Origin of the sequence: Nonomuraea marmarensis (assembly GCF_043197025.1) — a bacterium.
Taxonomy (GTDB): Bacteria; Actinomycetota; Actinomycetes; order Streptosporangiales; family Streptosporangiaceae; genus Nonomuraea; species Nonomuraea marmarensis.
Map to the genome: position 1 here is coordinate 175072 of NZ_JBICRM010000006.1, position 19556 is coordinate 194627.

Annotated in this window: 17 protein-coding genes; 5 read left to right on the plus strand and 12 right to left on the minus strand. The window is 70.9% G+C overall.

Annotated elements, in window-relative coordinates:
- Positions 1-17 precede the first annotated feature (17 nt).
- Together ACFLIM_RS12035 and ACFLIM_RS12040 are read right to left on the minus strand one after the other, a co-directional pair.
- Positions 18-1853, minus strand: a complete 1836-nt coding sequence (locus ACFLIM_RS12035; protein WP_393164587.1) for a helix-turn-helix domain-containing protein — start codon at positions 1851-1853, stop codon at positions 18-20.
- Positions 1854-1975: 122 nt separating this feature from the next.
- Positions 1976-2728, minus strand: a complete 753-nt coding sequence (locus ACFLIM_RS12040; protein WP_393164588.1) for a 3-hydroxybutyrate dehydrogenase — start codon at positions 2726-2728, stop codon at positions 1976-1978.
- Positions 2729-2963: 235 nt separating this feature from the next.
- Between ACFLIM_RS12040 and trpD the strand changes: the two genes are divergently transcribed.
- A complete protein-coding gene (trpD, locus tag ACFLIM_RS12045) occupies positions 2964-4031 on the plus strand; it encodes an anthranilate phosphoribosyltransferase (RefSeq protein WP_393164589.1) in 1068 nt (355 codons plus the stop codon).
- A 53-nt stretch (positions 4032-4084) separates the two neighbouring features.
- Here trpD and ACFLIM_RS12050 read toward each other — a convergent pair whose 3' ends face one another.
- The 4 genes from ACFLIM_RS12050 to ACFLIM_RS12065 all read right to left on the minus strand — a co-directional run bounded on the left by ACFLIM_RS12050 (position 4085) and on the right by ACFLIM_RS12065 (position 9409).
- Entirely contained in the window at positions 4085-5470 is a 1386-nt protein-coding gene (locus tag ACFLIM_RS12050) for a class II fumarate hydratase (RefSeq protein ID WP_393164590.1), read from the minus strand.
- Between the two features lie 96 nt (positions 5471-5566).
- Positions 5567-7585, minus strand: a complete 2019-nt coding sequence (locus tag ACFLIM_RS12055) for a serine/threonine-protein kinase (protein WP_393164591.1) — start codon at positions 7583-7585, stop codon at positions 5567-5569.
- Positions 7586-7620: 35 nt separating this feature from the next.
- Complete coding sequence (locus ACFLIM_RS12060; protein WP_393164592.1) at positions 7621-8730, minus strand: serine/threonine-protein kinase; 1110 nt, start codon at positions 8728-8730, stop codon at positions 7621-7623.
- A 70-nt stretch (positions 8731-8800) separates the two neighbouring features.
- Positions 8801-9409 carry a superoxide dismutase gene (locus ACFLIM_RS12065; protein WP_393164593.1) on the minus strand — a complete coding sequence of 203 codons (609 nt, stop codon included), beginning with the start codon at positions 9407-9409 and terminating at the stop codon, positions 8801-8803.
- A 589-nt stretch (positions 9410-9998) separates the two neighbouring features.
- On the opposite strand from ACFLIM_RS12065, the gene ACFLIM_RS12070 reads away from it, so the two are divergent.
- Entirely contained in the window at positions 9999-10187 is a 189-nt protein-coding gene (locus ACFLIM_RS12070; protein ID WP_393164594.1) for a DUF5999 family protein, read from the plus strand.
- Complete coding sequence (locus tag ACFLIM_RS12075) at positions 10184-10690, plus strand: GNAT family N-acetyltransferase (RefSeq protein WP_393164595.1); 507 nt, start codon at positions 10184-10186, stop codon at positions 10688-10690. The genes ACFLIM_RS12070 and ACFLIM_RS12075 overlap by 4 nt, the downstream gene beginning before the upstream one ends.
- A gap of 212 nt (positions 10691-10902) precedes the next feature.
- Here the strand turns inward: ACFLIM_RS12075 and ACFLIM_RS12080 are convergent, their stop codons facing one another.
- The gene (locus ACFLIM_RS12080; RefSeq protein ID WP_393164596.1) at positions 10903-12555 is read right to left on the minus strand and encodes a fumarate hydratase; all 1653 of its coding nucleotides are present in this window, start codon (positions 12553-12555) and stop codon (positions 10903-10905) included.
- A 26-nt stretch (positions 12556-12581) separates the two neighbouring features.
- Positions 12582-13451, minus strand: coding sequence for a DMT family transporter (locus tag ACFLIM_RS12085; protein ID WP_393164597.1), 870 nt, complete (start codon positions 13449-13451; stop codon positions 12582-12584).
- A gap of 68 nt (positions 13452-13519) precedes the next feature.
- Here ACFLIM_RS12085 and pdxR point away from each other — a divergent pair, with 68 nt between their 5' ends.
- Positions 13520-14956 carry a MocR-like pyridoxine biosynthesis transcription factor PdxR gene (pdxR, locus tag ACFLIM_RS12090; protein ID WP_393164598.1) on the plus strand — a complete coding sequence of 479 codons (1437 nt, stop codon included), beginning with the start codon at positions 13520-13522 and terminating at the stop codon, positions 14954-14956.
- A 97-nt stretch (positions 14957-15053) separates the two neighbouring features.
- Complete coding sequence (locus tag ACFLIM_RS12095; RefSeq protein ID WP_393164599.1) at positions 15054-15992, plus strand: Gfo/Idh/MocA family protein; 939 nt, start codon at positions 15054-15056, stop codon at positions 15990-15992.
- A 112-nt stretch (positions 15993-16104) separates the two neighbouring features.
- Here ACFLIM_RS12095 and ACFLIM_RS12100 read toward each other — a convergent pair whose 3' ends face one another.
- Genes ACFLIM_RS12100 through ACFLIM_RS12115 form a run of 4 tightly spaced genes read right to left on the minus strand, consistent with a single transcriptional unit; the run spans position 16105 to position 19525 of the window.
- Positions 16105-17274, minus strand: a complete 1170-nt coding sequence (locus ACFLIM_RS12100; RefSeq protein WP_393164600.1) for an MFS transporter — start codon at positions 17272-17274, stop codon at positions 16105-16107.
- A 46-nt stretch (positions 17275-17320) separates the two neighbouring features.
- Complete coding sequence (locus ACFLIM_RS12105; protein ID WP_393164601.1) at positions 17321-17971, minus strand: DUF998 domain-containing protein; 651 nt, start codon at positions 17969-17971, stop codon at positions 17321-17323.
- A 52-nt stretch (positions 17972-18023) separates the two neighbouring features.
- On the minus strand, positions 18024-18821 hold the full coding sequence (locus ACFLIM_RS12110) for an SDR family NAD(P)-dependent oxidoreductase (RefSeq protein WP_393164602.1): 798 nt from the start codon (positions 18819-18821) through the stop codon (positions 18024-18026).
- Entirely contained in the window at positions 18818-19525 is a 708-nt protein-coding gene (locus tag ACFLIM_RS12115) for an SDR family oxidoreductase (RefSeq protein WP_393164603.1), read from the minus strand. Before ACFLIM_RS12115 ends, ACFLIM_RS12110 begins: the two co-directional genes overlap by 4 nt.
- Positions 19526-19556 lie beyond the last annotated feature (31 nt).

Here is a 19556-nt window from a genome sequence, read left to right on the forward strand (position 1 = left end):
GGGCCGGAGCCCACAGTCTATGGGGTGGATGTGTGGCCGAGCTTGTGCAGGCGGAGCGCGAGCTGGATCTCGAGCGCGCGTTCCGGCTCCAGCCAGCCGTCTCCGAGGAGCTTGCCGATCCTGTCGAGCCGTTGCGTGACGGTGTTGACGTGGATGTGCATGGTCTCGGCCGTACGGGAGGGGGAGCCGCCCGAGCCGAAGTAGGTGGCCAGCGTGTCGGCGAGCGCGGTGCCCCTGCGGGCGTCGTAGTCGATCACGGCGCCGAGCACCCTGCCGACGAAGCCGCGCACGTCGCGGCCGTCGCCGACGAGCAGGCCCACGAAGCCCAGCTCGGCCGCGCTCGCGCCGTCCCCGGCCCGCCCGAGCGCGATCAGCGCCTCCGCACACCGCCGCGCCTCCTGGTAGGCCGCGGCCACGTCGCCCGCTCTCGACGCGCCTGCCGTGGCCGGGCTGTGCAGCGACGCGCTCAGCTCGGCCGCCACGCGCTGCGCGATGCCGCCCGGGTTCTCGCCCGGCAGCAGCAACACGACCTCGTCGCCGCGTCCGGCGGCCAGCCCGTGGCGCATGGTGGCCTGCGACGAGGCCCAGAACGCCGCCCGCTCCCGCTGCCCGGAGTGCTTGACCACCACCACGACGTGCGGCGCGGACAGATCGACCCCCAGCCGGCGCGCCCGGTCGGCGAGGCCTGGGGAGCCGGGCCGCTGGATGAGGTCGTCCAGCAGCTCGCCCCTGACCCGCCCCTCCGCCTCCGCCACGCTCCTGCGGAACAGCAGCAGCAATGCGCACACCAGCGCCGCCCGCTCCAGGATGCGCTCGTCGGCGTCGTCGCTGCGCAGGATGAGCGTGCACAGCGGCTCCCCGCCGACGTCCACGGACGCGATCAGCAGATCACCCCTGCGCACGGTACGCCCCAGCGCCCTGGACGCCTGCGCCGCCTCGAACACCCCCGCGTCCACCTGGCCCACATCACCGGTGATCGGCCTGCCCAGGTCGTCGAGCACGGCCAGCGACCCGCCGAGCACGTCCGTCACCACGGCCGCCACGTCCTCGATCCCGCCGCCGCGCAACACCAGCGAGGTCATCCGGTCGTGGGCCAGCGCCGCCCGCTCGACCGCCTCGCCGTGCTCCCTGACGGTCCTGTGGGCCTGGGAGAGCTCCTCCAGCGCATTCCTGGTCTCCTGCAGCAGCCTGGCGTTGTCGATCGCGACGGCGGCGTGCGCGGCCAGGCTGGCCAGCAGCGACACCTCCTCCTGGTGGAACGGCCGCGCGCTGCGGTTGGCCGCCATCAGCACGCCGATCACCCGCTGTCCCAGCCGCAGCGGCACGCCCAGGATCGCGACCAGCCCCTCCTCCTTGACGGCCTCGTCGATGTCGTCCTTGTGCCGGAACCTGGCGTCGGCGAAGTAGTCGGCGGTCGAGTAGGGGGTGGCCGTCTGCGCGACGAGCCCGCCCAGCCCCGCCCCCATGGCCAGCCGCAACGCCCGGAACTTGGCCGAGATCGACCCGTCGGTGACCCGCATGTACGTGTCGCCGCGCTCGGGGTCGTGCAACGTCATATACGCGATGTCGGTGGCCAGCAACTGCCTGGCCCGGTGCACGATGGCCTCCAGCACGGCGTCGAGGTCGCGCAGCGCGGCCAGGTCACCGGCCGTGTCGTAGAGCGCCGACAGCTCGGCCTCGCGTCTGGCGCGCCTCTTGAGCAGGTCGCGCACCTTGAGCGCCTCGACCTTGGCCTGCTCCAGCTCCTCGATCGCAGCCGCGTCCGCGCCGGACGCCCTGGCCTGGATGATCGGCCCCTCGAACTCGACCGCCGACGCCTCCCTGGCCAGCAGCTCGAGGAAGTGCCTGCTCATGGCCTCACTCCGTTCGGCAGCTCGGTCGCCATATGCCGCCGCCTTCCCCCGCTCTGGTCGCTTCGCTCCCGCCGCTCCTCCAGGCGACGGCACTCCCTCGCAGGCTCATCGCCGCCTGACCACTAGCGGGCCGTCCAGCCGCCGTCTACGGGCAGGGACACGCCGGTGATGAAGGACCCGCTCGGCCCGCACAGGTAGGCGACCAGCTCGGCCACCTCCTCGGGCTCGATCAGCCGCTTGATCGCGGCGGGCTGGAGCATGATGTTCTCGACGACTTCGTCCGGCTCGATGCCGTGCACCTTGGCCTGGTCGGCGATCTGCGCCTCGACCAGCCCGGTCCGCACGTAGGCGGGGCATACGCAGGTCGAGGTCACCCCGTGCGGCGCCCCTTCGAGCGCGACGACCTTGGAGAACCCCTCCAGCGCGTGCTTGGCCGTCGTGTACGCCGACTTGTACGGCGAAGCGCGCAACCCATGCACGGACGAGATGTTCACGAACCTCCCCCAGCCCCTGGCGTACATGCCGGGCAGCACCTCCCGCGCGATCAGGAACGGCGCCTCCACCATGACCCTGAGCATCGTGGAGAACACTTCGGGCGGGAACTCCTCGATCGGCGCGACGTGCTGGAACCCGGCGTTGTTCACCACGATATCGATGGGTTCGTCCGGCAGCGACGCCACGAACCCCGGCTCGCTCAGATCGGCCACCACGGCCGTGCCGCCGATCTCGGCGGCCACCTTCCCGGCGGACTCGGCCCGCATGTCGACGACCAGCACCCTGGCCCCCGCCGCGGCCAGCCGCCGGGCGCAGGCCGCCCCGATGCCGCCCCCAGCCCCCGTCACCAGCGCGGTCCGCCCCGTCAGCTCCTTCGCCATAACCCGAACCCTAGGCGGTCACCTCGCTGGGACGCATGGGTGCCGACGACATAGATCGGTGTCGCCCTATGTGGATCAATGAATCTGCTATGTTTGGCCGCATGATCGCGTATTCGTTCCTGTGGCGGCCCGCCTCCTAGGCGGACCTCCCGGCGCATACGCACGGCCGCCTCGACGAGGCGGCCGTCGTTCTGGGCGTCCCCCCCGTCGAGCGCTGACGAAGGGGAAGCTCCACATGACCACCACCACCTGGCCTCACGTGCTCACCACGCTGCTTGACGGCGCGTCGCTCACCTCGCGCCAGACCGCCTGGGCCATGGAACAGATCATGTCCGGGGCGGCCACCAACGCCCAGATCGCCGCGTTCGCCGTCGCGCTGCGGGCCAAGGGCGAGAGCGTGGCGGAGGTGTCGGGGCTGGCCGACGGCATGCTCTCCAGATCGGCCGCGATCAAGGTCTCCGGCGACCCCGTGGACCTCGTCGGCACCGGCGGCGACCGCGCCAACACCGTGAACATCTCCACCATGGCCGCCGTCGTGGCCGCCGCTTCGGGCGCGAAGGTGGTCAAGCACGGGGGCAGAGCGGCCTCCTCCGCTGCGGGCGCCGCCGACGTGCTGGAAGCGCTCGGCGTCGTCATCGAGCTGCCGCCCGACGCGGTGGCCAGGGTGGCGGACGAGGTCGGCATCACGTTCTGCTTCGCGCCCGCGTTCAACCCCGGGCTGAGGCGCACCTCGGGGCCGCGCCGCGAGCTGGGCGTGCCCACGGTCTTCAACTTCCTGGGCCCGCTCACCAACCCGGCCCGGCCCTCCGCCCAAGCGGTCGGCGTCTACCATTCCGCCATGGCGCCGATCATCGCGGGTGTCCTGGCGGAGCGCGGGGGCTCCGCGCTGGTCTTCAGGGGCGACGACGGGCTCGACGAGCTGACCACCTGCGGGCCTTCCTCGGTGTGGGTCGTGCGGCACGGCACCGTGACGCCGACCGTCTTCGACCCCGCCGACCTGTCGGTCCCGCGCGCCCGCCCGGGCGACCTGCGCGGCGGCGACGCCCGGCACAACGCGGAGGTGGCGCGGGCGGTCCTGGCGGGCGAGCTCGGGCCGGTGCGGGACATCGTCCTGCTGAACGCGGCCGCCGCGGTGGTGGCCGCCGACGGCACACCACCGGCGTCCGACCTCACGCCCGCCCTGACCGGGGCCTACAAGCGGGCCGCCGACGCCGTCGACTCGGGCGCCGCCCTGTCCCTGCTCACCCGCTGGTCCCACGCCACGCGCGTGGCCGCGGCGGCCAGGAACCCGATCACCGGCTGAGCCCGTGTCCAGCGGCCAGGACCCCGGTCACCCTCGCTGATCCCACGCGTGGCTCAGGGCCTCGTCATGGAGAGCACGTCGAGCGCGGCGTCGAGCTGATCCTCCGTCAGGGTGCCGTCGGCCACGTGGCCGCGCTCGATGACGACCTCCCTGATGGTCTTGCGCTCCGCCAGGGCCTGCTTGGCGATCTTGGCTGCCTCCTCGTAGCCGACGTACCTGTTCAGCGGCGTGACGATCGACGGGGACGACTCGGCGTACTCGCGCAGGCGCTCGACGTTCGCCGTGATGCCGGCCACGCAGCGGTCGGCGAGCAGGCGCGAGACGTTCGCCAGCAGCCTGATCGACTCCAGGATGTTGCGGGCGATGACCGGGAGCTGCACGTTCAGCTCGAAGTTCCCGGACGCGCCCGCGAACGTGATCGCCGCGTCGTTGCCGATGACCTGCGCCGCGACCATGGTCGTGGCCTCGGGGATCACCGGATTGACCTTCCCGGGCATGATGGACGAGCCGGGCTGCAGGTCGGGCAGGTTGATCTCGCCGAGCCCGGCGCGCGGACCCGAGCCCATCCAGCGGAGGTCGTTTGCGATCTTGTTGAGCGCGACCGCCACCACCTTGAGCTGCCCCGACAACTCGACGATGGAGTCCTGCGCGCTCTGGGCCTCGAAGTGGTCCCTGGCCTCACGGAACTGGATGCCGGTCGCCTCGCGCAGCTTGCCGATGGCCTCCTGGGCGAAGCCCGGCGGGGTGTTGATGCCGGTGCCCACCGCCGTGCCGCCCAGAGGCAGCTCCAGTACGTGGTCGAGCGCCGTCGTGACGCGTACGACGCCGTGCTCGATCTGCGTGGCGTACCCGCCGAACTCCTGGCCGAGCGTCACCGGCGTGGCGTCCATCAGGTGGGTGCGCCCGGACTTCACCACCCCGCCGAACTCGATCGCCTTCACCCGCAACGCCTCCGCCAGATGCCTGAGCGAGGGCAGCAGGTGGTAGCTCACCTCGGTCGCCGCCGCCACGTGGATCGAGGTCGGGAAGACGTCGTTGGAGGACTGGGAGGCGTTCACGTGGTCATTCGGGTGCACGGGCCGGCCCAGGCGCTCTTCGGCCAGCGTCGCGATCACCTCGTTGGCGTTCATGTTGGACGAGGTGCCCGAGCCGGTCTGGAAGACGTCGATCGGGAAGTGGGCGTCGTGCTCGTTCTCGGCGACGTCGGCCGCGGCCTGGGCGATCGCCTCGGCCATGTCCTTGTCGATCACGTCCAGCTCGCCGTTGACCTCGGCGGCCACCGCCTTGATCAGGCCAAGGGCGGCGATGTGGGACGACTCCAGCGTCCGTCCCGAGACCGGGAAGTTCTCCACTGCCCGCTGGGTCTGGGCGCGCCACCTGGCACCGGCCGGCACGCGAACCTCGCCCATCGAGTCATGTTCGATTCTGAACTCGCTCATGACCCCAGTCTGAACCACGGCCTACGGGATCAGCCGGATGGCACGGTACGCCCTCGGCGAGCGGTCAGCTCGAGATGAGGGCGCACGATGTGGTGGTCAGCTTGAGATCAGGGCCACGATGAGGACGGCGATCACCACGGCCGCGGCGGCGGCCACCGCCATGAGCACCAGCATGCCGTTGCGGTTGCCCGCGGGGCGCTGCTCCGGCTGCCCCGCGATGGCGAACAGGTCCGTGCCCAGACTCTTCCCCTCCTGCCCCTGCTGAGCGCCCTGTTGCGGGCCTTGCTGGAGGTTCTGCTGGGGGCCCTGGGGCATCGGCTGCCGCATGGGCTGCTGGCCCATCGGGGGCGCGGGCAGCGGGTAGACCTGCTGGCCCGGCGAACCGCTCGGCGGGGTGTGGATGCGTGTGGTGGTGATGGCGCTCTCGTCGCCCGGACCCTGAGGCGGCCGGCCCTGCTCAGGACCCGTAGGGAACCCTCCCTTGGGCCGCGTGACGCTGACCGTACGCTCGGGATCGAACCCGGACTCGGGAGCCGAGCCACCCGGCGCACTGCCGTGCGGGCCGTTTCCCCCGGCCTGCGGCCCGTGCGGGCTGCCGTACGGGCCGGTCTGCGGACCAGGCGCGGTGCCTGGCCCCATCGGACCGGTGCCCTGCGCCGCGGGGTCGTTGCCCGGGGCGGCGGGGCCGCGGGCGGCGGTTCCGGGAGCCTGCGACGCCAGCCGCTGCTGACCCTGCGGCGGACGCCCTGGTGCGGCGGTCTGCGGCACGGTGGGCGGGTTCGAACCGCGCATCGGCCCCTGCGGCCCAGGCGGCCGCTGCCCTCCCGGCGCTCCAGAGGGCCGCTGCCCCGGCCCGCCGGTCCCCTGCCCACCAGGTCCGGGCCCCGGCCCGCCAGGCACCGGCCCGCCGGGTCCTCCGGGCACCGGCCCGCCATGGCCCTGCCCGCCAGGACCTTGAATCCCTGGCCCGCCAGGCCCCTGGGTTCCCGGCCCACCAGGCCCGCCAGGCCCACCTGCCGTGGGGCCACCGGGCCCGCTGGGCACCAAACCACCAGGTCCGCCCGTCACCGGGCGACCCGGCACTGGGCCACCAGGGCCGCCGGGGCCCTGCGTTCCGGGACCTGCGGGCGTCTGCCCTGGTCCGCCGGGGCCGTAGCCGCCTGGCCCTCGACTTACGGGTCCTTGGCCTCCGGGTGCCTGGCCTGCGGGTGTCTTCGGGGTGGCGAACGGGTCGGGCAAAGCGGCCTCCTGCGCCATAAGAGCCTCGGCCGTGAGCACCGGCATCTCGCTCGTGGGGGTGTCGGCGACCATGCGCAGCAGGGTCTCCGCCTTGGCAGCGCCAAGCCGCTGCCGGAAGTCCTTGTTCAGCAGCCCGTTCAGGACAGGCCGCAACTGCCCCGCCTGCGTGGGCGGGTCGGCGCTCTCGCTGAGCAGCGCCGCCAGCGTCTCCGCGATCGTGGACCGCTCGTACGCGGGCCGCCCCTCGACGGCGAAGTAGAGAGTGGCCCCGAGCGACCAGATGTCGGACTCGGGACCGGTGTACTCACCCCTGGCACGCTCCGGAGCGGTGTACCCGGGCGATCCGATCACCATGCCCGTTTTCGTGAGCCGCGAGTCGCCCTCCGCCTTGGCGATGCCGAAGTCGGTCAGCACCACGCGGCCGCTCTCGGTGATGAGCACGTTGCCCGGTTTGACGTCGCGGTGCGTGATGCCCTGGGCGTGCGCGGCGCGCAGCGCCCCCAGCAGGTCGACGCCGATCTCCGCCACCAGCCGCGGCGGCAGCGGCCCCTCCTCGTCGATCACCTGCTCCAGCGAGCGGGCCTCGATGAGCTCCATGATGATCCACGGACTGTTGTCCTGGATCAGCACGTCGTGGATGGAGGCGACGGACGGGTGGCTGATGCGCGAGGCGATGCGGCCCTCGCGTACCATGCGTTCGCGCAGCTCGGCCCGCTGTTCCTCGGTGAGTCCCGGGTCCTGGCGGATTTCCTTGACCGCCACCTCGCGCCCGAGCGCGCGGTCGCGGGCGCGCCATACGGTGCCCATCGTGCCCCTACCGAGGGGGGCGACGAGCTCGTAGCGCTCCGCGAGCAGGCGGGTCTGCTGTTCCGGCATACGAAGAAGATATCGATTCTCGCTTGGGAAGTGCTTTACCCTCGCTTGCGAAGTTCTCTTGGCCAGAACCGTCGAGGAAGGCACAACTTTATCACCGTCGCTTTGAAACGGGCATAAGCGGACGGAGTCGGTCGCGGTTCAACGCGCTTCCTGTGCACTCCCTCGCCGGGTCTACGTTCCTGCCTGGGCGGTGGCACGGTCAAGGCCGCCGCCGCGGCCTCCGCTCTGTGCAGCCCGCGGTGCGCGGGCCTGCGCGTGAAAGACGGTGGATTCGGGGCGGGCGCGGGGCGTACGGGCTTGCGCGGGGCCAGCGGCTCCTCGGCCAAGCCGCCCGCGGCCACCCTGGCCAGCATGAGCGAGGCGCGTACGGAGTCGAGCCTGGTCTGCGGGTCGATCCTGAGCAACGCGTCAAGCACGGGGGCCAGCGGCCCCGCCTTGGTCATCGGGATCGGCTCGCCGCTGGTCAGGGCCGCGAGCGCGGCGGCGGCCGTACGGCGACCGTGCAGGCCCCTGCCCTCGACGGCGGTGTAGAGGGTCGCCCCGAGCGACCACAGATCGCCGGCGGGACTGGCCTTCGAGCCGAGCACCCGCTCTGGAGCGATGTATCCCGCGGACCCCAGCACGATGCCCGCCTGGGTGATGGAAACGTCACCTTCGAGCGCGGCCAGCCCGAAGTCGGTCAGCACCGCGCGGTCCTCGGTCACCAGCACGTTGCTCGGCTTGACGTCGCGGTGCAGGATCCCCTTGGCGTGTACGGCACGCAGCGCCCCGAGGATCTGCCGGCCGATCTCGGCGGCCCGGCGCGGGTGGAGCGGTCCGTGCTCCTGGATGAGCTGCTCCAGGGACTTGGCCCGGAGCAGCTCCATCACGATCCACGGCCGGTCGTCCTCCGTGACCACGTCGAACACGGTGATGACGGACGGGTGCGTGACCATCGCGGTCGCCCGGCCCTCGCGCTCGGTACGCGCGCACAACTCGGCGCGCAGCTCCTCGTCCAGGACGGTGGGCAGCCGCACTTCCTTGACCGCCACGTCCCGGTCGAGCAGCTCGTCATGTGCCCGCCAAACGGTGCCCATGCCGCCCCGACCAACCGGCTCCACGAGCCGGTAGCGCGCGGCGAGTAGGTAACCGGAGGGCGCACGCATGCCAGGCAGCTTACCTATTTGTGTAAACCGACCAGTAGAGGCGGGGCCGATAAATTGTTGCGAACTTAAGTCAACCCGCCTGACTCGTCACGTCAGCAAACCTCCTGGCCACATCCGCCCAGTTGATGAGACCCCAGAGTTTCTCGACGTAGTCCGGGCGGACGTTGCGGTACTGAAGGTAGTACGCATGCTCCCAGGCGTCGAACACGAGCAGCGGCGTGGTGTTCATGCCCACGTTGCCGTGGTGGTCGTAGACCTGTTCGACGACGAGCCTGCGGCTCATCGGCTCCCAGGCCAGCACGCCCCAGCCGGAGCCCTGCACGGTCGACGTGGCGGTGGTGAGCTGCTTCTGGAACGCCTCGAACGTACCGAAGTGCTCGTCGATGGCGGCCCTGAGCGGTCCGTCGGGGCGGTCGCCGCCGTCGGGCGAGAGGTTCTCCCAGAAGATCGAGTGCAGCACGTGTCCTGACAGGTTGAAGGCGAACGTCTTCTCCAGCCCCACCAGGTTGGTGAACTCGCTCTTGTCACGGGCCTCGGCGAGGCGTTCGAGGGTGTCGTTGGCACCCTTGACGTAGGCCGCGTGGTGCTTGGCGTGGTGCAGCTCCAGGATCTCGCCGGTGATGGCGGGCTCGAGCGCGGCGTAGTCGTACGGCATGTCGGGAAGGGAGTAGTCCCCCATGGATGGTCCTCCTTGTCGATCTCTACAGACACTATTGCAACTTATTCGCAACTGCATCAGGCTTGCGGCCTAGGTCTTGCCTTGGCATTGTGGTGAAAGTCAGTTGGGTCCCGCGGCGCGGGCGGCTTACCGCCGCCCGCGCACGCATCTCCGCCCGGTTTCTCGGAGCGCGTTCTCGCAGCTCGCCGGGGTGTGTGTCGATCGGCACACTCGCGTCACGGATAAATGTGCATGATGCCTAGTAGGGGACCTTCAGGCGTACGGCAGGCTGACTGACAGGAACCACGGGACCATGTCAGTGAGTTGTAAGGGTGTCGTAAGGGGCCGGGGGCATGGTTAAGCCAAGAAAGAAGGCGAGCCCCCGGAGACGACGGAAAACTGTCGGTGCCGATCGTCACACTGGGGATGCACCGAGGTTCCACCACTGACGACAGGCCACTGAAGAAGGACGTGATGAAGATGCGACAGACCCAGGTTCGCCGCCGGCCGAAAAGACCGACCAGAGCCACGCTGGATCTTCGCACTCCGTCGGGGCGTTCGCTGCCCTTTTGAGAACCCGCAATCAGGAGCGCAATCTGAGAGGTGCGCGATGTGCTGTCACTACCCCCCTTGCCCAAGTGCCGACTCGCCCGACCGTGAGGCGTCGCATGTGATCGCGGCCCACCCCGACCAGGGCTGGAGCCTGCTCTGCAACGGCGTCGTGCTGTTCGATGACACCGGCCTGCTGCTGCCCGACGGCAAGGTCGTGGCGCCGCACCGGTCACCGGTCGCCGCGTGAAGCTCTCCTGGGTCACCAGGCCGGAGGAGGAGCGAGACATACCGGCGATCCGCGAGGTCAACCTCGCGGCCTTCCCCACCTCGCTCGAAGCCGACCTGGTCGACGCGCTCCGCAAGGACCCCGCCTGGTTGCCCGGCCTGTCCATCGTGGCCGAGCACGACGGGGTCGTGGCCGGGCACGTCCTGTTCACCCGCTGCCACGTCGACGGGAGCGCCGCGCTGGCCCTCGCGCCCTGCGCCGTGCTGCCCGCATACCAGCGGCAGGGCGCCGGCTCCGCCGCCATCGCCGCCGGGCTCGCCAAGGCCCGCGAGCTGGGGGAGAGCCTCGTGCTCGTGCTCGGCCACCCCGGCTACTACCCGCGCTTCGGCTTCGGCCGCGCCTCCGCCTACGGCATCAGGGTGCCCTTCGACGTGCCGGACGAGGCCATGATGGCGCTCGTGCTGGACCCGTCCCGGCCGGTGCCGAGCGGCACGATCACCTACCCGGCCCCCTTCAGCGCCTGACGGTGCCATCCGCGGCCTACGCGCCGCCGCCCGCGACCACACTGCAACCGCCAGCAGCGCGCGCTCGTTGCCAGCCGCCACCATCTACGGCAGACGCGCACACCGCCGCGTGCGGTGCCACGGCAATCGAGCCTCTGCTATCTGCGGTGCCACCACCCATTCGGACACGTTGCGCCTGCCGCCTGACGGGCGCCGCCATGTTACGGCGGGTGTCAGCGGCGGCCGATGGTCAGGACCGGGCCCGTGCGGTCGGTGAAGAAGTCGTCGCCCTTGTCGTCCACGACGATGAACGCGGGGAAGTCGGCCACCTCGATCTTCCACACCGCCTCCATCCCGAGCTCGGGATATTCGAGCACCTCCACCTTCTTGATGCAGTCCTGCGCCAGCCGGGCCGCCGGACCGCCGATGGAGCCCAGGTAGAAGCCGCCGTGCTGTGCGCAGGCCTCCGTGACCTGCTTCGACCGGTTGCCCTTGGCCAGCATCACCATCGAGCCGCCCGCCGCCTGGAACCGCTCCACGTACGAGTCCATCCGCCCGGCGGTGGTGGGACCGAACGAGCCGGAGGCGTACCCTTCGGGGGTCTTGGCCGGGCCCGCGTAGTAGACGGCGTGGTCCTTGAGGTATTGCGGCATCTCGCCGCCGTTGTCCAGCAACTCGGCGATCTTCGCGTGTGCGATGTCGCGGGCGACCACGAGGGGGCCGGTGAGGGATAGGCGGGTTTTAACGGGATATTTCGTCAATTCGGCGAGGATTTCCGGCATGGGGCGGTTGAGGTCTACCTGGAGGACGTCGTCCGAGAGGTGTTCGTCGGTCGTCTCCGGGAGGAAGCGCGCGGGGTCGGTCTCCAGCTTCTCCAGGAACACGCCCGCTGGCGTGATCTTGGCCAGCGCCTGGCGGTCGGCCGAGCAGGAGACGGCGATGGCCACCGGGCAGGAGGCCCCGTGCCTGGGCAGGCGGATGACGCGTACGTCGTGGCAGAAGTATTTCCCGCCGAACTGCGCCCCGATGCCCAGCTTCTGCGTCAGCTCGAAGACCTTGGCCTCCAGCTCCAGGTCGCGGAACCCGTGCCCGGACGCCGACCCCTCGGTGGGGATCGAGTCGAGGTAGCGGGCGCTGGCGTACTTGGCGGTCTTCAAGGCGAACTCGGCGGAAGTGCCGCCCACGACGACGGCCAGGTGGTACGGCGGGCAGGCGGCGGTGCCCAGCGAGCGGATCTTCTCCTCCAGGAAGGCCAGCATGCGCTTCTCGTTGAGCACGGCCTTGGTCTCCTGGTACAGGAACGACTTGTTGGCCGAGCCGCCACCCTTGGCCATGAAGAGCAGTTTGTACTCGTCCGGGTGGCCGTGCGGGTCCTCGGCGTACAGCTCGATCTGGGCGGGCAGGTTGTTGCCCGTGTTCTTCTCCTCCCACATGGTGAGCGGGGCCATCTGGGAGTAGCGCAGGTTGAGCTTGGTGTAGGCGTCGTAGACGCCGCGCGAGAGGTGCTCGGCGTCGAGTCCGTCGGTCAGCACGTGGCGGCCGCGCTTGCCCATGACGATCGCGGTGCCGGTGTCCTGGCACATGGGCAGCACGCCGCCGGCCGAGATGGAGGCGTTCTTCAGCAGGTCGAGCGCGACGAACCGGTCGTTGCCGCTGGACTCGGGGTCATCGACGATCTTCCTGAGCTGGGCGAGGTGCGATGTCCGCAGGAAGTGGGAGATGTCGTGGATGGCCGTCTCGGTCAGCAGCCGCAACGCCTCCGGCTCGACCTCGAGGAACGTACGCCCAGCCGCTTCGACCTTCCGCACCCCCTCCGATGTGATCAGCCGATATTCGGTCTCATCGGCTCCAAGCGGAAGCAGGTCGGTGTAGTCGAACTCGCCCATGACCATCCTTTCGGTTCTCCAAGAGATTACGCCTCGGAGACGGCCGCCTTCGCCCGGGATCGTTCGGCGGCCAGGCCCAGCGTGATGCCCGCGATCACCAGTCCCGCGCCCAGCAGGTCGTACGCGGACGGCATGGCGATCCCGAGCACCACCCCCGTGACGATCGCGCCCACCGGGATGAGCCCCGCGAACAGCCCGGCCCGGCCGGCGCCCAGCTTGGGCAGCGAGGTGTACCAGAGGAAGAACGCCCCCACCGTGATCACGATCGACAGATAGGCGAACCCGAGGACCTCGGCCGTCGTGGGCTCCCTGAACATGCCCGCCCCCTCGTCGACCAGCCCGACCGCGACCAGCAGGGGTACGGCCAGCGCCGTCGAATAGGCCGACACCCTGATCGCGCCCAGCTTGGGCAGCAGCGGGATGGCCAGCATGGAGAAGCTCACCTCGCCCACGAGCGCTCCGAGCGCCCACAGCAGGCCGGTCAGGTTGCCGCTGCCGAGTCCCGTGGCCAGCGTCGCCCCGGCCACCACGACGCCCGCCGCGATGAGCAGCCGGGGCGGGGGCTTCCCTCCGGCCAGCGCCAGAGCCAGTGGCACAGTGCCCAGAACGGTCCCGACCAGCGCGGGTCCCGAATCGCGGGTCGACTCGACCACGCAGACGTTGAAGATCACCAGGCCGAGCATCGTGAGCCCGGCGAGGCACAGGATCTCGCGCGGCGTCAGTCGTACGAACCGCAGGCCGAGCGCTCGCGTTATGACAAGCAGGATGACCGCTGCCACGAGATACCGCACTGCCTGTCCGCCGTATATGGGATAGCCGTCGATCAGGCCCGTCACCCCGGCCAGCGTTCCGACGAGGAACATGGCCGAGGCGGCGCCCACGCTTCCGTTTCTCATGCGAAGGATGCTAGGGAGACAATGGTTCGCACAAACAGTCCAATGTCCCGCCAAAAGACAGGACCAATATGGCTGACCTCCATATCCGCATAAATCGCGATGAGGGGGGAATCGCCGGGCAGATCGCCTCCGAGCTGCGCGACTCCATCAGGGGCGGCCGGCTCACTCCCGGCACCCGCCTGCCCGCCACCCGCGACCTCGCCACCGATCTCCAGGTGTCGAGGGGTGTGGTGGTGGAGGCGTACGAGCAGCTCGTCGCCGAAGGCTTCCTGGTCTCCCGGGTGGGCGTCGGCACCCAGGTCACCCCCAAGACCGCCACTCGCGCCAACCCCCCGCAGCGAACACCATTGGGGCCCAGACTGGCGCGCAGGGCGTCGAGCACCCCCGTGTGCGCCCCCTACTACGGTCATCGTCCGACCTCCCCCGACCTCAGCCACTTCCCCCGTGAACGCTGGCTCGCCGCCGTGAGGCACGTGCTGACCACCGTACCCTCCGACGCTCTTGACTACGGGGACCCTGGGGGCGTGCCTGAGCTGCGGGAAGAGCTGGCCGGGTACCTCAGGAGGGTCAGGGCGGCGGACGTGCGGCCGGAGAACCTCGTCATCGTGGGCGGTGTGGCCCAGGGGCTGAGCCTGGTTCTGCACGTGCTGAGCCAGCAGCGCCCGCTCCGGCTGGCCGTCGAGGACCCGACGAGCCATCGCCAGGTCCCCCTGCTCAGGCGGGCGGGCGCGCACCTCGTACCGGTTCCTGTGGACGAGGAGGGCCTGGACGTGCGCAAACTGAGTGGCGACGCTGTCCTGGTAACGCCCGCGCACCAGTACCCGACCGGCGTGGTGCTCTCGCCGCCACGCCGGGCCGCCCTGATGGAGTGGGCTTACGCGGGCAACCGGACGATCCTGGAGGACGACTACGACGCCGAGTTCCGCTTCGACCGCGACCCCGTCGGCTGCCTCCAGGGGCTGGCCCCCGACCGCGTGGTCCTGTCCGGCAGCGTCAGCAAGGCGCTGGCCCCGGGGCTGCGCCTCGGCTGGGTGGCGGCGCCCGCCGAGCTGGCGGAGGCGATCCGCCGGGCGCGGGGCGAGCTGGACCTGGGCTCGCCGGTCATCGAACAGCACGCGCTGGCCCATTTCCTGCGTACCGGCGGCTACGACAAGCATCTGCGCCGGATGCGCAGGGAATACCGTCGGCGCAGGGACGCCCTGGTCAGGGCGTTGGCCGAGGAGATGCCGAAGATCAGGGTCAGGGGGATCGAGGCGGGGCTGCACGTGTACCTGGAGCTGCCGGACGGCTGCGACGAGCACCGGACGGCCCGGCTGGCGCAGGTCGTGGGCCTGTCGGCGGAGCCCGTGGCTCCGATGCGGGAGTCTCAGGGGCCGCCGGCCGTGGTGGTCGGGTTCGCCCGGCTGCCGGCGCACAAGGCCGCCGAGGCCGTCCGAAGCTTGAAGGTCCGAATGACCCACGGGGGGCACGCCCCCCGTGTCCCCCCCATAAAAGGCGTGGAATAGGCGATCATTTGCGGGGAGCGGGCTCCCCGCCAAAAAGGCGTGGAATAGGCGATCATTTGCGGGGAGCGGGCTCCCCGCCCGGCTGATTGGAGACGCCATGCGTGTGGGACTGCTGGGGCTGGGCCGGATCGGGGCCTTTCATGCCGCGACCCTGGCCGCGCATCCGCTGGTGGACGAGCTGATCGTGGCCGACCCCGTACGTACGTCGCCGTACGGCAGGCCGGGAGACCCGTTCGAGTCGGACGCCGTGGTCATCGCGACCCCGACCGGCACCCACGCCGAGCTCATCATCAAAGCCTGCGAAAGGGGCATACCGGTTTTCTGTGAGAAGCCGGTCGCGGGCACGGTTCCCGACACCGTCAAGGTGCTGGAGGCGAGCGCGGGGAACCGGGTGCAGATCGGGTTCCAGCGCAGGTTCGACCCGGGATACATGGCCGCGGCGCGCGCGCTGCGCGCCGGAGAGCTGGGCGAGCTGCATCGCGTTCACATGGTCACCGCCGATCCCGCGCCGCCGCCCGCCGAGTACATCGCGACCTCCGGCGGCGTCTACCGCGACTGCCACATCCACGACTTCGACATCCTGCGCTGGGTGACGGGCCGCGAGGTGGTCTCGGTCTACGCGACGGGGGCCAACCGCGGCGCCGCCTTCTTCGCCGAGGCGGGCGACGTGGACAACAGCGCCGCGCTGCTCACGCTGGACGACGGCACGCTGGCCACCCTGCAGGGCTCCCGCTACAACGGCGGCGGGTACGACGTACGCATGGAGCTTGCGGGCACCAGGCGCACCCAGGCCGTCGGGCTGAGCCCCCGCGCTCCCCTCTTCACGACGGAGGACCTGCCGAGTCTGGAGGACCCCTGGCCGGACTTCGTCACCCGCTTCGAGACCGCCTACCGCGGCGAGATCGACGGCTTCCTGACCAGCGACAAGAGCCTCTGCTCGATCGAGGACGCCCTGGAGGCGCTGTACGTGGCCGAGGCCGCCGACCTGTCGCTGCGCGAACGCCGCCCCGTCGAGGTAGCTGAGGTGCGGCGATGAACCCGGCAGGCGCGCCCATCTCCTGATCATCGCCGCCGACCATCCGGCCAGGGGTGCGCTGGCCGTGGGCACAGCGGTCTCCAGGCTGTCCCCTTCCTGAACGCCACACCCCTCAGGCGGTGGCGGGATCGGGGGCTTGGCGGCGTGGTTCGAAGCCGCGCGCGAGGGCGATGATCGCGGCGGCCAGCACCAGCGGCGCGGCGAACGCCACCCGCATGTCCGCGGCGTCCGCGAGGCCGCCCACCAGCGCCGCGCCGACGATGAAGCCGACGTAGTTGAAGAGGTTCACCCTGGCGATGGCCACCCCGGTCCCCGCCGGGTCCAGCTTGCCCGCCGCCGAGAACGACTGCGGCGCCACCACCGACAACCCCACCCCGGTCAGCCCGAACGCGACGATGCCCAGCGGCTGGTTCGGAGCCAGGACGACGCCCAGGAACCCCAGCGTGGCGATCAGGCCGCCGATCCTGACGATGGCGGCGGGGCCGTACCGCCTGACCGCGAGGTCGCCGCCGAGCCTGACGACCAGCGTGGTCGCCTGGTACGCGGCGTAGGCCAGCGGGATCACCCTCGCTCCTGCCTCCAGCACGTCCTTCATGAACACGGTGCTGAAGTTGGACACCGAGGCGTCGCCGACGTACAGGAAGCCCATGGCCAGGCAGAGCGGGATGATCGGCCGCCACGGGAACCGGGCGGCGGCGGACACGGCGGTGCCCTCCACCTTCTCCTCTTCGACCGTGCACAGGTCCCGCCCGGCGTAGAGGGAGCCCGCGATCGCCAGGACCATCGGGGCCGCCATGACGAGCGGCAGCGGGAGGCCGGCGGCCACCGACGCCCACAGCGCCCCGGCCAGGCTGAACACGCTCCACACGCAGTGGAACCCGTTCAGCACCTGCATGCCGTACCTGCGCTCGACCGCCACGCCCTGCATGTTCATGCCGGCGTCCACCGCGCCCACCGCCACCCCGAACAGCAGCAGCACCGGCACCAGCAGCGGCACGCTCGGCGCGAGCCCGATGAGCACCACGGCGGCGGCCACCAGCGGCTGGGCGATCCGCAACAGCAGCTTGCTGCCGAGCCGGGCGGCGAACTCGCCCGCCGCCACGCTGCCGACGCCCGCGAACACGGGCACGATCAGCAGCAGGAGCGTCAGCGTGCCCTCGTCGAGCCCGTGCTTGGCCTGCAGGTTCGCGACCTGGATGAGCAGCGAGGCGAAGGACAGTCCCTGTACGCCGTAGACGACGTACGTGGCGAGGCGGGCCTGGCGATCACGCGAGGATGGCACGGCGGCCTCCTGATCGGGGGGAAATCAAACGTGAGGCTGGGTCAGGTTAGCGGCTGCTCAGGCTGCTACGCCAGGCCACATCGCCGTCCAGGCTCCTGGCGGCGGCCCACACGCCCAGCGCCAGCAGCGTGGCCACCTCCGTGCCGGCCAGGCCGCGCTCCACCAGCCCCAGCGGCATGACCCGCCACCACGGCAACCCGTTTCCGGCCGCGATGAACGCCACCGCGGCGATGCCCACCACCCACAACACGGAGCAGATCCCGAGCCCGAACGCCATCCGCGTGGCCCATGAGCGGTGCCGCCACGGCCTGGCGATGATCAGCGCGGCCAGCGGCAGGCTGAGGAAGGCGACGACGCTGCCCACCCGGTGGATGCTCCCGCTCATGCTCGGCCCGACCGACCAGTCGTGCTTCTCGAACCAGGCCGTCACGAACAGCCCTGCGCTCCAGGCCATGAGCGTGACCGTGCCGAAGACCCCGGCCAGCCTCTTGCGTGCGAGCGACACCGCGATGGCCACCGACCCCGCCGCCAGCAGCGCCACTCCGAGCCCGAAAATCCAGCCGTTCGGACCGAGGCCGTGCTCGCTGATGGTCCGGCTGAGCGGGTTCATCTCGTCGAGGCTGGTCACATCCAGGCCGACGATCACCGCCAGTCCCGCGACTGCCGCGCCGAGACCCCATCGCGCCGGTTGATGCACGCACACACCTCCCTTTGCCGGACCAACGGCCGGAGGCTCGCGAAGATTCCGGTCAGGCCAGCGCGCGCCGGATGAGATCGTTGCTCAGGTGGCGCAGCCGCTTCCTGGCCTCCAGGTCGTACGCCTGCGCGTTGGCCCTGCTCTCGCGCCGCTGGTCGAAGTAGCGCCCGGTCACCCCGTCGAGCTCGTCGACCAGCCGCAGCGTGGCCGCGGCGCCCTGGCCGACGCTGCTGATCGGCGGCACCAGCGCCTCGCGGACCATCGAGGTGTTCATGAACGTCGCCGGATGCAGCGCGTTGACCGTCACCCCCTTGCCCGCCAGCTCCTCGGCCAGGTCGAACGTGAACATGATCTGCGCGAGCTTGCTCTGGCTGTAGCCGCGCTGCCGGCTGTAGCCCGTGGTGAGCATGGGGTCGGCGAAGTCGATGGCCTGCTGGCCCACGGAGGCCACGTTGACCACGCGGGCGGGCGCCGAGGCCGCCAGCAGCGGCACGAGTCGCCGTGTCAGGTGGTATCCGGCCAGGTAGTTGACCGCGAAGCGGAGCTCGATGCCGTCGGCGCTCTCCTGGCGGCCGGAGAACGGCTTGCCGCCGCCGACCCCGGCGTTGTTGACCAGCACGTCGAGCCGGTCGAACCGGTCGAGCACCTCCGCCGCCATCCGTTCGACCTGGCGCAACTCGGCCAGGTCGGCCACGACGCCCTCCGTGTCGCCGCCTGCCCGCTCGCGCGCCGCGTGCACCCGATCGGGGTCGCGGCCGTGCACGATCACGCGGTCGCCCGCCGCCGCGAGCCTGCGGGCCAGCTCCCTGCCGAGGCCGTCGGTGGCCCCGGTGATCAGGATCGTCCTCATGCCTTCAGCCGCCCCCCTCCGTCGACGGTGTGCACCGTGCCGGTTACGAACGCGTTGCGCACGACGTACTCGATCGTGGCGGCCACGTCCTCGGGCGTGCCGACGCGCCCGACCGGCAGGCTCGTGGCGGCGCCCTCCAGGAACGCGGCGCGCGCCTCGTCGCCCAGCACCGACCACCAGTCGGTGTCGATCACGCCGGGGGAGACCGCGTTCACCCGGATGGGCGCCAGCTCGACGGCCAGGCCGGGGACCGTGGCCTCGATGGCTCCGTTCACCGCCGCCAGCGGTGCGACGCCGGAGAGGGCCGCGCCCGCCGATGCCGCCGTCACGAACGTGATCGAACCCTGTGGGTTCAGCACGCCGAGCGCCGCCTGAGCGGTCAGCAGATGCGGGATCAGCTTGTCTTCCACCACGCCGGACAGCACTTCGCGGGTGAGCTCGCTCAGCGGCCCGGCGCCGCCGCGGCGCGTCACGGTGACGATCAGATGGTCGATCGTGCCGAGCCTGTCGAACACGGCCCGCATCGCCTCCGTGTCACGTGCATCAACGGCCTCGCCCCTCGCCTGGTCGCCGAGCTGCTTCAACGCCGAACTCAGGCGCTCCTCCGAGCGTCCCGTGACGAACACCTCCGCGCCGTCGGCGACCAGCCGGGTGGCCGTCGCCAGGCCGATGCCGGACGTGCCGCCCACGATCGCTACTCGCATCACTGCGCTCCTCTCAATACGAGACATCCTG

What these genes read in the sequence shown, in the direction of transcription:
- ACFLIM_RS12035 (WP_393164587.1), bottom strand. Translation starts at nt 1,853, where the DNA reads ATGAGCAGGCACTTCCTCGAGCTGCTGGCCAGGGAGGCGTCGGCGGTC.
- ACFLIM_RS12040 (WP_393164588.1), bottom strand. Translation starts at nt 2,728, where the DNA reads ATGGCGAAGGAGCTGACGGGGCGGACCGCGCTGGTGACGGGGGCTGGG.
- trpD (WP_393164589.1), top strand. Translation starts at nt 2,964, where the DNA reads ATGACCACCACCACCTGGCCTCACGTGCTCACCACGCTGCTTGACGGC.
- ACFLIM_RS12050 (WP_393164590.1), bottom strand. Translation starts at nt 5,470, where the DNA reads ATGAGCGAGTTCAGAATCGAACATGACTCGATGGGCGAGGTTCGCGTG.
- ACFLIM_RS12055 (WP_393164591.1), bottom strand. Translation starts at nt 7,585, where the DNA reads ATGCCGGAACAGCAGACCCGCCTGCTCGCGGAGCGCTACGAGCTCGTC.
- ACFLIM_RS12060 (WP_393164592.1), bottom strand. Translation starts at nt 8,730, where the DNA reads ATGCGTGCGCCCTCCGGTTACCTACTCGCCGCGCGCTACCGGCTCGTG.
- ACFLIM_RS12065 (WP_393164593.1), bottom strand. Translation starts at nt 9,409, where the DNA reads ATGGGGGACTACTCCCTTCCCGACATGCCGTACGACTACGCCGCGCTC.
- ACFLIM_RS12070 (WP_393164594.1), top strand. Translation starts at nt 9,999, where the DNA reads ATGTGCTGTCACTACCCCCCTTGCCCAAGTGCCGACTCGCCCGACCGT.
- ACFLIM_RS12080 (WP_393164596.1), bottom strand. Translation starts at nt 12,555, where the DNA reads ATGGGCGAGTTCGACTACACCGACCTGCTTCCGCTTGGAGCCGATGAG.
- ACFLIM_RS12085 (WP_393164597.1), bottom strand. Translation starts at nt 13,451, where the DNA reads ATGAGAAACGGAAGCGTGGGCGCCGCCTCGGCCATGTTCCTCGTCGGA.
- pdxR (WP_393164598.1), top strand. Translation starts at nt 13,520, where the DNA reads ATGGCTGACCTCCATATCCGCATAAATCGCGATGAGGGGGGAATCGCC.
- ACFLIM_RS12095 (WP_393164599.1), top strand. Translation starts at nt 15,054, where the DNA reads ATGCGTGTGGGACTGCTGGGGCTGGGCCGGATCGGGGCCTTTCATGCC.
- ACFLIM_RS12110 (WP_393164602.1), bottom strand. Translation starts at nt 18,821, where the DNA reads ATGAGGACGATCCTGATCACCGGGGCCACCGACGGCCTCGGCAGGGAG.
- ACFLIM_RS12115 (WP_393164603.1), bottom strand. Translation starts at nt 19,525, where the DNA reads ATGCGAGTAGCGATCGTGGGCGGCACGTCCGGCATCGGCCTGGCGACG.